Source organism: Microbulbifer sp. CNSA002 (genome assembly GCF_047324085.1).
In the GTDB taxonomy this organism is placed as follows: Bacteria; Pseudomonadota; Gammaproteobacteria; order Pseudomonadales; family Cellvibrionaceae; genus Microbulbifer.
Genome location: NZ_CP172449.1, coordinates 1391418 through 1405902, shown reverse-complemented (window position 1 = coordinate 1405902; position 14485 = coordinate 1391418). Strand labels below are relative to the sequence as shown.

The 14485-nt window shown below is 43.8% G+C and carries 12 protein-coding genes; 10 read left to right on the top strand and 2 right to left on the bottom strand.

The genetic code is table 11. The features are described from left to right. Window positions 1-472: 472 nt before the first annotated feature. From lepB to ACG1BZ_RS06210, 3 genes are all read left to right on the top strand, one after another. The gene (gene lepB / locus ACG1BZ_RS06220; protein WP_413664859.1) at window positions 473-1306 is read left to right on the top strand and encodes a signal peptidase I; all 834 of its coding nucleotides are present in this window, start codon (window positions 473-475) and stop codon (window positions 1304-1306) included. A 75-nt stretch (window positions 1307-1381) separates the two neighbouring features. After that, entirely contained in the window at window positions 1382-1795 is a 414-nt protein-coding gene (locus ACG1BZ_RS06215) for a hypothetical protein (RefSeq protein ID WP_413664858.1), read from the top strand. A 117-nt stretch (window positions 1796-1912) separates the two neighbouring features. Beyond that, entirely contained in the window at window positions 1913-2212 is a 300-nt protein-coding gene (locus ACG1BZ_RS06210; RefSeq protein WP_413664857.1) for a hypothetical protein, read from the top strand. 298 nt (window positions 2213-2510) lie between these two features. Here the strand turns inward: ACG1BZ_RS06210 and csrA are convergent, their stop codons facing one another. Next, window positions 2511-2699, bottom strand: a complete 189-nt coding sequence (csrA, locus tag ACG1BZ_RS06205; protein ID WP_413664856.1) for a carbon storage regulator CsrA — start codon at window positions 2697-2699, stop codon at window positions 2511-2513. Between the two features lie 992 nt (window positions 2700-3691). Here csrA and ACG1BZ_RS06200 point away from each other — a divergent pair. Both ACG1BZ_RS06200 and ACG1BZ_RS06195 read left to right on the top strand, forming a co-directional pair. Next, window positions 3692-4075, top strand: a complete 384-nt coding sequence (locus ACG1BZ_RS06200) for a VOC family protein (RefSeq protein ID WP_413664855.1) — start codon at window positions 3692-3694, stop codon at window positions 4073-4075. A gap of 214 nt (window positions 4076-4289) precedes the next feature. Next, window positions 4290-4595, top strand: a complete 306-nt coding sequence (locus ACG1BZ_RS06195; protein WP_413664854.1) for a hypothetical protein — start codon at window positions 4290-4292, stop codon at window positions 4593-4595. A 143-nt stretch (window positions 4596-4738) separates the two neighbouring features. Here the strand turns inward: ACG1BZ_RS06195 and ACG1BZ_RS06190 are convergent, their stop codons facing one another. After that, the gene (locus ACG1BZ_RS06190) at window positions 4739-5782 is read right to left on the bottom strand and encodes an AraC family transcriptional regulator ligand-binding domain-containing protein (protein ID WP_413664853.1); all 1044 of its coding nucleotides are present in this window, start codon (window positions 5780-5782) and stop codon (window positions 4739-4741) included. Between the two features lie 178 nt (window positions 5783-5960). Between ACG1BZ_RS06190 and ACG1BZ_RS06185 the strand changes: the two genes are divergently transcribed. The 5 genes from ACG1BZ_RS06185 (at window position 5961) to ACG1BZ_RS06165 (ending at window position 14217) form a co-directional block, all read left to right on the top strand. Then, window positions 5961-7877 carry a DUF3604 domain-containing protein gene (locus tag ACG1BZ_RS06185; protein ID WP_413664852.1) on the top strand — a complete coding sequence of 639 codons (1917 nt, stop codon included), beginning with the start codon at window positions 5961-5963 and terminating at the stop codon, window positions 7875-7877. 104 nt (window positions 7878-7981) lie between these two features. Next, window positions 7982-8896 (top strand): peptidyl-prolyl cis-trans isomerase, encoded by a 915-nt coding sequence (locus ACG1BZ_RS06180; protein WP_413664851.1) that lies wholly within the window; start codon window positions 7982-7984, stop codon window positions 8894-8896. After that, complete coding sequence (locus ACG1BZ_RS06175) at window positions 8886-9947, top strand: HupE/UreJ family protein (RefSeq protein ID WP_413664850.1); 1062 nt, start codon at window positions 8886-8888, stop codon at window positions 9945-9947. Before ACG1BZ_RS06180 ends, ACG1BZ_RS06175 begins: the two co-directional genes overlap by 11 nt. Window positions 9948-10075: 128 nt before the next feature. Continuing rightward, window positions 10076-10630, top strand: a complete 555-nt coding sequence (locus ACG1BZ_RS06170) for a GNAT family N-acetyltransferase (RefSeq protein WP_413664849.1) — start codon at window positions 10076-10078, stop codon at window positions 10628-10630. A 542-nt stretch (window positions 10631-11172) separates the two neighbouring features. Further along, on the top strand, window positions 11173-14217 hold the full coding sequence (locus ACG1BZ_RS06165) for a thrombospondin type 3 repeat-containing protein (protein ID WP_413664848.1): 3045 nt from the start codon (window positions 11173-11175) through the stop codon (window positions 14215-14217). Window positions 14218-14485 lie beyond the last annotated feature (268 nt).

Genomic DNA, 14485 nt, shown 5'->3' with positions numbered 1-14485 from the left:
GCCATTCGCTAATAGTTAGCATTTAATGGAACCCATTAAACGGTGATCCTTATACAGGAGGCTTTCACCTCATTAGTTCACGCCCATGCTGGGCGTACCAAGTAAAGGTACCCGAGATCAAAAACGCCACTTAACTTTGGTTTTGACACAGGGCTCTAGACGTTCCCTATAACCCGAGGCAACATGAGTAAAAGAGACAGCCGCATCTGTGTTTCGATATATATTGTTCTAGGCGCTGTTAGTATTCATTTACTAGGCGAAATATATGCTGCAAAAATGATGGAAGAACTGGCTAGGAATCCGTCTCCAGATTTGGTCAGTGGATCGGTGGCACATATATGAGCCACTAGATTCGCTATTTGAATCATTCGCAGCTGATGGCGATATCCGTCGCATCAGCTGTTAACAAGCTAAGACATGGGAACAAAAACCACCGCTGGTGGAATTAGACCTACGGAACTAAGGAGAAAGTTTGAATATCAATTGGAAACCGAAGGCATGGATTGCAGTACTGTTAGGTGTAGTCCTACAAGCGTTCACATTTCTATACTTAAATAGGCCAAAACTGTTTTGGCTCTATGTCCTTCTTTCTTGTATTGTTTCTATACTTGATTGGAAGTATCAAACTCTATTTGCGGCCATTTTTTCATTAATCTGCCCAATACATGCGTATTTTGTTGTAAAGAAATTTGAGAGTTCTAGTGAGCGGGGTTGGTACTCCAAGTGGTGGGGCATCCCTACCATCTATATTACGTTTTTTTCAACAGTCTTTCTATTTAGGTCTTTCCTATACGAGCCTTTTCTTTTTCCTTCCGCATCAATGCAACCAACAATAGATAACGGAAACTACATCGTTGTTCAGAAGTTAGGCTATCGCACATATGGAACGTATGGTGCTTCTTTAACCAGCGGGAATATAACTTCAACAGATCTAATGCGGAGAGGGAAATTGTATGCGTTCTATCCACCTCATAAGGACACTCCTTTTATCAAGAGATTGATCGCTTTACCTGGTGATAGGATTGCTATCAAAGGCAATGACATTACTATTAATGGCTCTTTATTAATCACAAATCTTCTATACGAAACAGATCATCTAGCAGTCTATGAGCAGCAATTGAATGGTATCACGTATTTGATTCAACGAATGAAAATGCGTCCAGCTAGTGATATGGAGGAAATTGTAGTACCTGAGGAAAGCTATTTCTTTATGGGTGACAACCGAGACAACTCAGCAGATAGCAGGTTTTGGGGCTATGTTACCGGCGATCGCATAATTGGAGAGGTCGTGCATATCTTCAAGTAAAGGCCTAATAAAACAATCAAGCGCGACGGCTTAGAGCCGTCGGTTATTTTAGCGTTGTGTATACAGGATAAATCCGTGTCAACCTTTCTAAAAATAATATTTTTTGGTGCAACAATACAACTAAATCAAAATCCAATTACAGTTAATGACAATCCAGTAGTACTTATCCCAGCCCAAAATTTAAATGTGGTTACTATGGGGGCAAATCTAAAAATTGATACATCTAGTGAGATCAATGCTTCTGCTATCCTTGAGGCACGTGAAATAGCTGATAGAAAGTACCCTGAAGGATGTGTTACCGCAGAATTAATAGCCTTAGATGATAAGGCTTATCTTTTTCAGAATACTGGCATGATATGGTCTAATAACAGAACTATGATTACTCTAAGCGCTAAGGACAAGATTAATACTAAACTTGAATTTAAAAAGGTAAAACTAAAATCATGTAATGTTATTAGAAATACAACTATCAAATGGTCAAATTACTAACACAAATCGAGATACTTAACAAGTTTGTCTTGTTCGATTTAACCATGAAAAGTATAGCTCAACAAGACGCGCTAACGTGCAGATAAAATCAAAGCGTATGTTTACCTAGGCACTCAAATGAAATGGGTTAAGCGAAGTATATTCATAATCATCGTATCTATAGTCGGGTATCTATTTTTCCTGCACGCTGGGATGGCAAGTGATGGTGATGAATATTTGAAATGGTACTATAAAATCGAATTTGCCATAGCCATTGTGTGTTGGTGGCCAGTATCAATATATCTTGGCATTCAAGAGCTATTGGATATAGGCAACACTATTCTAGGTTTTGAAGTATGGGTAATCCAGGCTCTAGGTTATCTAATAGTCTTCAGTCTTTATGAAAGAGCTAAAAAACATAACTCGGGTGTCCGGTAGTTTCTAGCTACCATCCCCCACACCACCTATCGTGCGGGTCAGACATGGGCAGCTCCCTCTCAATAATGAATCTCTACTCAACAATACTGTCGAGCAGCTCTTCATTTGAGTTGGAACGATCTTGGGCGCCCATAAATTGGACATCTATGACATGGCATATTGGTAGGTGAGTTCAACACTAACTCATTGATTACATCCAGCAAATAGGAGGCGCTAGCAAAGGCACCCTATATCAAAACCTCTACCGCCATGGTTTTGACATGGATGCTTTGGGAAATCCTTAGCCACAGCGGGGCTATCAACGATCTCCTCTTCCGAGTGCCCGCTCCTTTTGTACACGTATATATATTTCTTCGCGGTGAACAGACAGGGATTTGGGAGCAAGTATGCCTATCTTCACTTGATTACCTTTAACTTCCAATACGGTAATTGAGACATTTGCTCCAATCCTTAAGTTTTGACCCGTCCGGCGCTTTAAGATCAACATATTTGTTTCCTCTAAGACTCAAACCATTTGTAGACCACCCCTAATGGAAGGCTTTGTAAGTAACTTTTTGAGGAAATATGAGGGGGTGCACGAGAACGGTAGGCATAGAAGAAGAAAAGGCGGGCACTACGCTCCCAGAGCTTGGAGAACCTCTCCAAACTGCTCAATATACTCCAGTTTATTGAAGACGAGCGTGTTTCTAGCGTATGATCCATATAGCCATTTTGATAGTGTGTGTATCAATTTGGTTAGCTGGCCCCTGGTGTTGCACCACCTCGGGTCAGCGCCTTTTACTTGCTTTTACGTCACAATACCGCCCTCCTTTGAGGGGCTGATTTTTAGGAAGTTATTGACTTGGTTAAACTTCTTTGGTTGTTGGCATTTTAAAAGGCGGACCAAAATACCAATAAGTATCCATTGATTTTACGCAGCTTTGACACTAAAACAAACTTAATAAAATCCAATAAGATTATTTTTGTGCCTATATTTTTTAACTTTATGCTTTGAATAATCTGAGTTATTCACAAAACAAACCATTTATCCTGGTGCTTTTATTAAGCTCACTCGAAAGAACTCAGGAGAATAGATCTTCAATACTGCTACTTACCACAAGCCCCCTTCTGCTTACAGCCAAAATTGCTTAGATATTTTTAATATATTGCAGAGTATTTTAGGTAACCATCCTATTAGGAATAGTAATGCATTATTTTATAACCCTTTAGAGATTGGACTTTTTGATGCGACAACCCCTAAGAATTCACTTCACTCATAGAGTGAAACTATAAATTCTAAATGTTCGTAGTGTATATCAGAAAGTGAAGCCCAATCGTAATATACGTGTATCGAACCTGCTAATCATGCCTAAATTGCCAACATGACCTCCGTACACTATCAATTTTACGTAGATGCCAATACGCTATCCCATTTAAGTATGGTTATAGAGACGCCATACCTAAGACTTACCCAAGCTTACGAACAACAAGGTGAAACTTATGCTAAATCCATTCCATCTCTCTTTCGTGGTTCCCGATAAAGAGGAAGCGAAGCGCTTTTATTTAGACATTTTGGGCTGCTCTATAGGTCGTGACAACCCCACCTGGTTCGACATTTTATTTTACGGCCATCAAATTACAATTCATCAAGCTTCCGACAAAATGCCGGCCTACCAAATTGACCATTTTGGACCAATTCTAAGTAAAGAGGAATGGCTGTCCGTATTAGAAATTTGTAAATCAAATGATGTAGAGTTTGTAGCAAATAGCCTTATTAAAAACGAAGGCGCTGAAGATGAGTCAGGCAAGTTTCTTATAAAAGATCCCAGTGGTAATAAACTTGAATTCAAGTACTATATGAACTTTGAATGTACAGTCGGGTAGCGACATCTATCGACCAAAAAACAAACGATCTGTGGGCTCCAAAGACGGAGCCCTACCTATCCCCTCGCGGTGGAGGCTTTAAGATCAAGTTCGGGTGAGAGCAACCATACAAGCTTGCGAGGACATGCACCACTTTAGCAAGCCCCTAGAAAAGAGTCCATCATCGGAAAGTTATTTTAGTAGTTAGTCCACACTAATTGGAACATCGTATTTTATGAGCAAGAAGGCATTTGGGATTAATGAAATTATTATCCTCACCACCCTACTGGCAATGCTTGGCTTGCTGGCTATCCGGTTTTTGAATCCTGAGATGCTAAATCTGCCCATTTTCAATACTCGGGCAGGCTCCTTTTTACTTGGCTGCGCATTTTGTTATTTCATTCTAAATGAGTTCAAGACAGCCATAGCTAAAGATGAGCGGGGCTCAAATAGAATTGCAGGCATTATTCGTATCCCCCTATATTTCGCTGCCGCTTTATTCCTATTTTACTTGACCGCAAGCGGGGGAATAAATGGGTAGCGAGAGAATTTCCGACAGATATAAGAGCCCCTATAACTGGTGAGTCGTAACAATTATAGAGAGGTTTCAATTTTATGATGAGGAACTCGACAATATGCGCCGGCACTGCCGGGCATTTTCACTTTTGTGATATTAAATCGCTCTTAATCTAAACAGATTTCTGTTGAGGTATCTCTACTAAGCTTAGTCCGAAATTCTCGTGGAGATTGCCCAGTCCACTTCTTAAAGCTTCTCGAAAAACTACTGGTATCACAGAATCCTAATTTGTAGGCAATTGACGTGATCGGGGTATCGTTTTGCTTAAGGTACTGCACAGCCTGATACTGGCGTATTTCATCTAGCACAGTCTGATAACTGGAACCTCTTTCTTTTAGCTTTCTATGCAAACCACGGCTACTAATACCAAGCTCCTTGGCCACGACCTCTTGTGAAAAATTACCTGTAGCCATTAGATCAACAAGCACTCTACTGGTCATACTAACCATGTCATTCTTCTGCAAACGTTCCAAATAACCAATTAGGGCTTGCTCGTTAACTCTAACCAGCTCATCGTTTCCCGAAGAGAGCTTTCGATCAACAAACTCTTGTTTAAATCTAATCTCACAAATGTCTGCCGAAAAGTTAATTGGGCACTTATACATCAATTGATGCCGCTCAAGGGTGGCAGGTCTGTGCCTCTCCAGATTAATAGAAATCAAATGATGATGCACATCAGGGCATATCTTTCTGATGGACTTTATTAGCAAAGCCATAAAGGCATCTATAGCATGAATACTTGGATCATATGGAAAATTGTCAACCTTTTCCCAGGATACTACTACTTGCTGCTGTTCATCATGAACATTGATTCGCATAGCGGTGGTAACCACTTCTGAGAATCGAGCAGATCTTAGTAAACTCTCCCTGATGGAGCTACTGGCCAAGTGGGCATAGCTTAGAGCGTGAAGGTTTGTATGATTCACATACTTAGTGACTTGCAGGCCGATACAATCATCACCTGATATAGATTCAGCGAGACCCCATAGTTTTTTCATATTCTCTAAAGGAATTCTCTGGTTCGCGTCCACTATGCATTTGGGGTCAATTTCTGCACGCTGCAAAATTTCTTGGGTAGAACAGAATGGTTTTAGGGCCTCAATAATAGGTAATACCCAAGTTGCAATGGTCGTGTGTCCATACTCAGCCATCTACAAGTGTGTCCTAATTGGTCAAGAGATTGGCTTTATTTGCAAAGAAACCTAAAAGCCAAATGATTAGCATCTAATCAATCACTTCCTTATTTACCAAGATTATCCTAACGATCCTGACATGTTAAGAGGATCTAGTCACCTAAAAGATAGCCAGCCGACGCTGGTAATTGGAAATATGAAAAATCCCATAAAAAGAATAGCACGTCTGGTAGGGGTTACATTATCCATCACTCACCTAAGTGTTACTGCTAGTGAGCCCACTCAGGTTTTCTGGGGAGATATGCACCTTCATACCTCCTACTCATTCGATGCCTTCTTAAGCCAAAATTATTCGGCAACTCCGGACACCGCTTATCGGTGGGCCAAGGGGCAGCCGGTTATTCACCCCTACACTCATGCAAAAGTACGTATAGACACCCCGTTGGATTTTCTCGTGGTTTCAGATCACGCTGAAGGGCTGGGAGTTATGAGGGCAGTGGTGAATGAAACAGATGAGCTCGACAGCGATATGTCCTTATACCAGTCAATGATGCGCTGGTTTGCCAAGCAGCATATTAGATATAAAGTCTCAATAAATGAAGGTATGGATATTTTCAATGAGTTACTGCCCAAAAAGGCGCTAGACACAGTAGCTCCCGCTGACCCTGTCCAGGACCCAGCTAACACGCCCCCTGAGCCCGTTCTTGGAGATCTGGATAAGACCCGGACAAGCGCATGGAGTGCAATAGTCGATGCCGCAGAGCGCCATAATAACCCGGGCACTTTTACCAGTTTTATTGGCTGGGAATGGAGCTCAACACCAACCGGGGCCAACTTACACCGGGTGGTTGTCTCCCCAGATGGGGCGGAAAAAGCTAAGCAGTATCTTCCTTTTGGGTCTGATCAGAGCCAGTACCCAGCAGATTTGTGGCAGTGGTTAGACGAGACATCTAAACGAACTGGCAGTGAATTCATTGCGATCCCCCACAATTCCAATGTGTCCAAAGGTTATATGTTTGCAGAAACCACTCTGCGTGGTGAGCCAATTGATACACAGTATGCGCGTACACGCATGCGCTGGGAGCCCCTGGTTGAAATAACGCAAATTAAGGGGGACTCAGAAACCCATTCAACGCTTTCCCCGGACGATCCTTTCGCAGACTTTGAGAATTATCCATTCTATCTGCAAGCTGACCCGGAGTCGTACCGTGTCGCTAAAGGTGATTTCGTCCGATCCGCCTTACGCACAGGACTGGAAATGCAGAAGAAAATTGGTGTAAACCCTTATAAGCTGGGGTTTGTGGGGTCCACAGATTCACATACGGGTATGTCAACTGCTGAGGAGAATAACTTTTGGGGCAAGTTTGCCCATGACTCAGTACCAAGCAGCAAGCGAACTAACACTGTCATTGGCGGAACCAAGGCTACAGGTTGGAACATGTCCGCTTCTGGACTCGCCGCCGCTTGGGCTGAAGAAAATACCAGAGAAAGCCTTTTTGCTGCATTTAAACGCCGTGAAGTATATGCCACTACAGGCCCTAGAATTCAGGTGCGCGTCTTTGCAGGCTGGAATTTTCCTAAGCACGCCATCGATGCTGAAAATATTGCTGAACTAGGTTATTCCCATGGAGTACCTATGGGGGGTGATTTAGTGAAACCACAAGGAACTGACCAACCAATTCAGCTACTTATACGCGCGACAAAAGATCCTAAAGGAGCAAATCTGGATCGAGTTCAGGTGGTTAAATCTTGGCTGGACTCAACAGGAAACAGCCATGAAAAAATATTTAATGTTGCCTGGTCTGGGGAACGCACGCTTGATAACCAGGGGCAGCTAAGGCCTGTGGGGGACACGGTAAATCGAGAAACGGGGCAATACACTAACAACATTGGCTCCATAGAGTTATCAACCCTATGGCAAGATCCAAAGTTTAATATGAACGAAAGAGCCTTTTACTATGTTCGGGTATTGCAAATCCCTACCCCACGCCATTCACTCTACGATGCGATAGCTGCAAAAGAAATCAATAATGGAAATATTCAGGTACCGCCTGAAGGACCCGCCGTTATCCAGGAGCGCGCTTATACATCCCCAATTTGGTATACCCCCTAAGACTGGCAGGAACCTCGACACCAAAGCAAGCAAATAGCATATCTAAAAAAGTCGCTTACATACTGATATCAATACTCTCTGCAGGTTTCAATGGAGGAAGCTTCATGCAGCGGAAATTAGAGATTCTGAAGAGGGAGCCTCTGGTACACTTTTGTATTATCGCTTTATTTCTGTTCGTTTTCGCAGAGTTGTTAATAGAGGAAAATGGAACCAACTATGAAGATACCTTGCTTATCAGCGAGGACATACTAATTGAGCACCTCCAATTCCAGAAAAAAACATTTAACCAGAATTTTGCACGGCGTTATTGGGAGGGCTTGACTCAGCCAGAGAAGTCCAACCTGATTAATGATTACATTAAAGAAGAAGTACTTTACCGTGAAGCCCTTAATCTAGGCCTGCAGAAGCATGATCAGATTATACGACGACGCCTTATTCAAAAGCTGGACTATGTAAATGGTGGCTTTTCCAGTAACACTGATATTAGTGAAGAAGACCTGGAAAACTACTTCCAGCTTCATCTCGAAAAATATCGAATTGAAGCATCTTTTACCTTTACTCATGTTTTCTTTGATTTTAGGCGGCACTCTACAGAAAAGTTAGAGGAGACTGTCAAACAGAACTTGAACCACTTAATAAAGCAGTCAGTTCCATTCGAGGAGTCCGCCCTCTACGGAGATAGATTTATCTTTCATCGGAATTATGTAGATCGCACTCCCCATCTAGTGGCCAGCCACTTCGGAGATAATTTCGCAGAAAGTATCTTTCAACTACCATTGAATACCTGGTCCGGTCCATTTGAATCTCCGTATGGTCTACATCTAATTTTGGTTAGTGAAAACAAAACAAGCCGTCTACCCAGCTTTAGAGAAGCCTCCCCCTTAGTACTTGAGGATTATCGACGAAATAAAATGGAGGAAAACAGACAACTTAGGATACAAGAGCTATTGGCAGGCTACAGAATAGAGAGTGATGCCTCGATACCATATGTTCCTGTGGACATCACCTATGCCAACTAAAAATCCCTACAAGATCATCAAAGCCATTCTATTCTTATTGTTACTTACAATAATTAGTAATGTTAGTTTCGCTCATGACGGAAGACCGATATACATTGAGTTAAAAGAAGTCACGGAAAGCAGATATATCCTTCGATGGAAAATCCCCCCTATCATGCAGCCAGGCACTGAACCTGAGATACATTTAAAGGGCGAATTCTGCCAAATACAACCAGAGATAACAGGGCCTGCCGGACCCAACGTGAAGAGTTACCTATGCAGGAACCCCCACCCAAACAATTTTACAAGACCATATAATCTCCTAACAATAAAAATCACATACCCCATTGCCAATCCAGCCTTATCGAGCTTAATTCATTTTGAAAAATCAGACGGTGACACTATTAATCTCTTTAATGGCCCCAAGGTCTTAGAGATAAATTTACCTTCCCGCCTAACTATTTGGGATTGTGTCAAACAATATATTGAAGCAGGTTTCTTACATATATTGGAGGGCTATGATCACTTACTATTCGTGTTATGTTTAGTCTTTATCGCCAGAAATTTTAGAAGCACTTTAATAGCGATTAGCGGATTTACGTTAGGCCACTCCCTCACCCTGGGACTCGCAAGTTTAGATTTATTCACCATAAGAGTAGATGTTGTTGAAGTGTTGATCCCATTGAGTATTATGCTGTTAGCCGCAGAAATTGTATACGCGCATAATGGACAGAGTAAAACGAGTTTAACCCGACGCTATCCTGCGATTGTTGCCAGTGGCTTTGGGTTACTTCACGGATTTGGTTTTGCCAGTGCGCTAGCGGAATTAGGCCTTCCTCACAGCAATAAAATCACCGCATTATTTAGCTTTAATATAGGTGTAGAACTGGGGCAGACATTATTTGTCTTGGTTTTGATTTTCTTATCATCTACAGTTCAGTGGATATTCTCGATCTGGAAGATCTCAATTTTGTATCAACACTTTCTAACACAATCAAAATACGCTATTTATCCAGTTGGAATAGCCAGCGGGTATTGGACAATTGACAGGGCCCTGGGGCTAATTTCCTAAACAAGCAAGGCTTGAATCACAAAAGCTGCTTCAAGACTTACAATCTGCTATCCTCACGCAATCACACAGATCACGGCCTGCAGTAGAGGCCAGATACAAGTATGAATTAACCGCCACTCAATAGAAATTTGTCTAGCTTTGTTAGCCCACACCAAAGTCAGATACAGGCCTTTGTAGAGTTGGAGCAGTTTTCATTACCAAATCTATCACCACTGAAAATAGAGATGTTAAATTTTAGAACAGCACTTATAGAAGACCTTCCTGATTTACTTAAGCTGGAACAGTGTCTTATCGAAGCCGAAAGGCCATACAATTCATCCATTAAAGCTGAATCAGCATTCTATTATGATATGGAGAAGTTGATACTATCTGATGACTCACATCTTCTGGTAGTTGAAATCGAAGGTGAGGTTATTGGAACGGGATATGCCCAGATTCGAAGCTCAAAAATATCTCTTGATCATGAGCGGCATGCTTATCTGGGTTTTATGTATGTATCACCAGCACACCGAGGAAAGGGCATTAACTCAAAGCTAATAGAAAAATTAATTGCATGGGGTAAAAAGAATGGAGTTCAAGATTTTTATCTTGATGTTTACTCTCAAAATAGCTCAGCGATAAAAGCCTATGAAAAAGTTGGCTTCCAACCATCACTTATGGAAATGAAGTTAAATCTTAAATAGAAAGTTCACAGCCTATAAACCCAGGTGATGTCGATGCCCTTGACTCACCTGATTTACACCAGGCGATTTCAAAGAGTGTTATTAAATAAGGCTTAGTCAATATACTTCGATCTAAATACCTGCCTGCAAGATTTATAATCAACTAGAAATGGCGGGGTAACTCCCCATCTTAGCAGCGGCTTAATCAGGCTCAGAATCAGATTCCACTTTAGAAAGAGTCAAGACCAATAGCAAAACAAACTGTCAAATTATCTATTCCGATATTTTTAATGGCGTGAATTTATCTTTACTAATTACATGCTTTATCACCCATAAATTATCCCGCCAAAATTTCGCCATTCATCACACTTTTAGTGAGAAAGAACGCATAGTTACCACACTCATAAACGGTTGCGCGCCATAACTTTAGTATTAGAAATATGCACAACCAAAATAATGACATCTATCTAAAAATAAGCCGGAGCCCAAGTGCGCCAGCATAAATGATTTATTGCAGGCGTATTTTTTATAGGTCTACTGCGTTTGTCTGACAGATAACAAAAATGGATTTTGTTCGGGAGATTATGACCATGCGTCTACCTTCGCTTATTGCGATACTATTTTCAGTGGTGCTTTTAAGTGCCTGCGGTTCTGATGGAGGCCGGGGCGATGCCGCCGATGATTTGCTCCCGCCCCCTGGCGTCACAGACTCAGATGGTGACGGTATCGATGATGATAATGACAATTGTCCGAGTGTTAGTAATTCAGACCAGGATGATTTAGATGGCGACGGCAGCGGTGATGCCTGTGATACTGATGACGATGGCGACTCCCACCCAGACACTTCAGACAACTGCCCACAAACCCCGAATTCGGACCAAGCCGACAGTGATAGCGACGGCATAGGTAATGCCTGTGACAGCGACCTGGATGGCGACAACGTCCCCAACGATTCTGACAACTGCCCTGCTGATTCAAATAGTGAACAGGGAGATATCGATGGCGACGGCGTCGGGGATGTGTGCGACAACGACCGCGACGGGGACAACTACACCGACAGCTTGGATAACTGTCCAGATGTAGCCAACCCAGACCAGTCGGATCAGGACAATGACGGTATCGGCGACGCCTGTGACGAAGATAGCGATACTGATAATGACGGCCACGACGATGGCCAGGATAACTGCCCAGCCGTATCCAACCCAGACCAAGCCGACCTTGACGGAGACGGCATTGGCGATGCCTGTGACAGCGATGACGACGGTGATGGCGTAGACGATCAAGACGACAACTGCCCAACCGCAGCCAACTCCTCACAAACCGACCAGGATGGCGATGGTATAGGCGATGCCTGCGATGACGATGCGGACAGTGACGGTATCGATAACGAAGATGACAACTGCCCATCCACCCACAACCCGAGCCAAGACGATAACGACGGAGATGGCATTGGCGACGCCTGTGACAGCGACGACGACAATGACTCTGTCGAGGATGAGAACGACAACTGCCCCAGCCATAGCAATACCGACCAAAGTGATATCGACGAAGACGGTGTCGGCGATGCCTGTGATAGCGACCAGGATGGTGATGGCATTGATAACGAAGATGACAACTGCCCTGCTACTGCCAATTCAGACCAAAGCGATATCGATGGTGACGGGCAAGGCGATAGCTGTGACAGCGATGATGACGGCGATGGTATAGACGATAGTAATGACAACTGTCCGGCAGTTGCCAACGATGATCAAACCGATACCGACAGCGACGGCACCGGCGATGCCTGCGACAGCGATCGCGATGATGACGGCGTTGAAAATGAAAATGACAACTGTCCGCTGGTACCCAACGCAGATCAAACAGATACAGATGGCGACGGTTACGGAGATGCCTGCGATGACAACACCGATGTCGACGGCGATCAGGTACCTGACAGCGTCGACAACTGTGTACTCATCCCCAACACCGATCAAACTGATCAGGATGGAGATGGTGTCGGGGATGCCTGCGATAGCGACCTGGATGGAGATGGCACCGATAACGATACCGACAATTGCCCATCGATACCCAACTCAGACCAACTCGATACTGACGGGGATGGCAGTGGCGATATCTGTGATAGCGACGACGACAACGACGGCGTCGATGACGTAGCCGACAACTGCCCTACTGAGTCCAATAGTGATCAAGCAGATACCGACGGGGATTCAGTTGGTGACGCCTGCGATCCAGACCTCGATGGCGATGGTATCTTCAATGACGACGATAACTGCCCCTACGTCAGCAATACACTACAGGAAGATAGTGATAACGACGGAATCGGCGATGCCTGCGACGGCGACAACGATAACGACGGCGTAGATAACGCTAACGATAACTGCCCGGATACTGCCAACAGCGATCAGTCGGATATCGATCAGGATGGCGTTGGCGATGTCTGTGACAGTGATAAAGATGACGACAATGTGCCCAATACTTCCGATAACTGCCCGTCTATTCCAAATAGCGACCAAGCCGATCAGGATGGCGACAGCATCGGCGATGTCTGTGATGACGATAGTGATACCGACAACGATGGCCACGACGATGGTGAAGATAATTGCCCGACGACCCCTAACCCAGATCAATCAGACACGGATGGCGATGGTACAGGCGATGAATGTGATGGTGATGCCGATGGCGACGGCATAGACAACACCGATGACAACTGTCCACTAACGCCAAACGACCAAACTGATACTGACGGTGACGGTATTGGGGATGCCTGTGACGAAGACCTGGATGGTGACGGCGTTAATGATGACGTCGACAACTGCCCAATGATTCCGAATCCAGGGCAAGAAGACGGCGATAACGACGGTGCCGGAGATCTCTGCGATAACGACCGCGACGATGACGGCCTTGATGATACCGTCGACAACTGCCCCGCGATTCCAAATCCAAACCAAACCGATACTGATGGTGATGGAGTGGGAGATGTTTGCGATGCAGACCTGGATGGGGACGGAGTAGAAAACGATCTCGATAACTGTCCCCAGACTCACAATCCCAACCAGGAGGACTCTGATAACGATGGTATCGGCGACGCCTGCGACCTCGAATCAGGCCTGTCCTGCGCAGCGTTTGAAGACTTGGAGATTGTTAACGGTGTAGATGCAGACCTGACTTACGGAATTGAACAGCCCTGTGATGGATGTTCTATTACTGCAGTAGAAAGGGTATTTAACGGTGTCCTATCTGATGCAGCCAGAATGGAAGTTGTCAGCGGTGCAGGCGGCTCTACTCATATTCAAATCAACCACCACTCGGTTAAAGAGGGACGCCATGTGGTCGGTTTCCTGGTAGAGCACACCACACCACTGCTGGATATCATCTACCTGAACACCATCACAATCAGCACATACTTGGACGGAGTAGCTACAGGGGAGTCCACTAGTGGATATCGTCTCGCTCCATTCAAAGTCAACGGTGCACGCAATCACCGCCTGCTATTAGTCACCACGAATAGTGATTTTGATCAGGTCAGGCTATCTTTGAGCGGCTTGAGCTTTATAAACAACCAACTGGATGTTTACCTGGCCTGCTCAAAACCTGTGAGCCAGCCATAACTAAAAGAAGAAATAAAAAGTCCCGGTACGCCGGGACTTTTTATTTACAATTAAATTGAAAGGAATAAAGCACATAGAGAAAACTAATTCCAACCTTTAAAACAATAAAGAACGCAAGCTAAAAAACTTATTTACCCCTCACCTGTTGCCCACACACCAAAAATTACAAAATCAAAAACCCTAAAAAATAAAACTCTTTAAAACAATCAAGATAGGACTGATCAAATTGACAGCGGCGCGCCTTACGGTTACTGACCAGTAAGTTAAA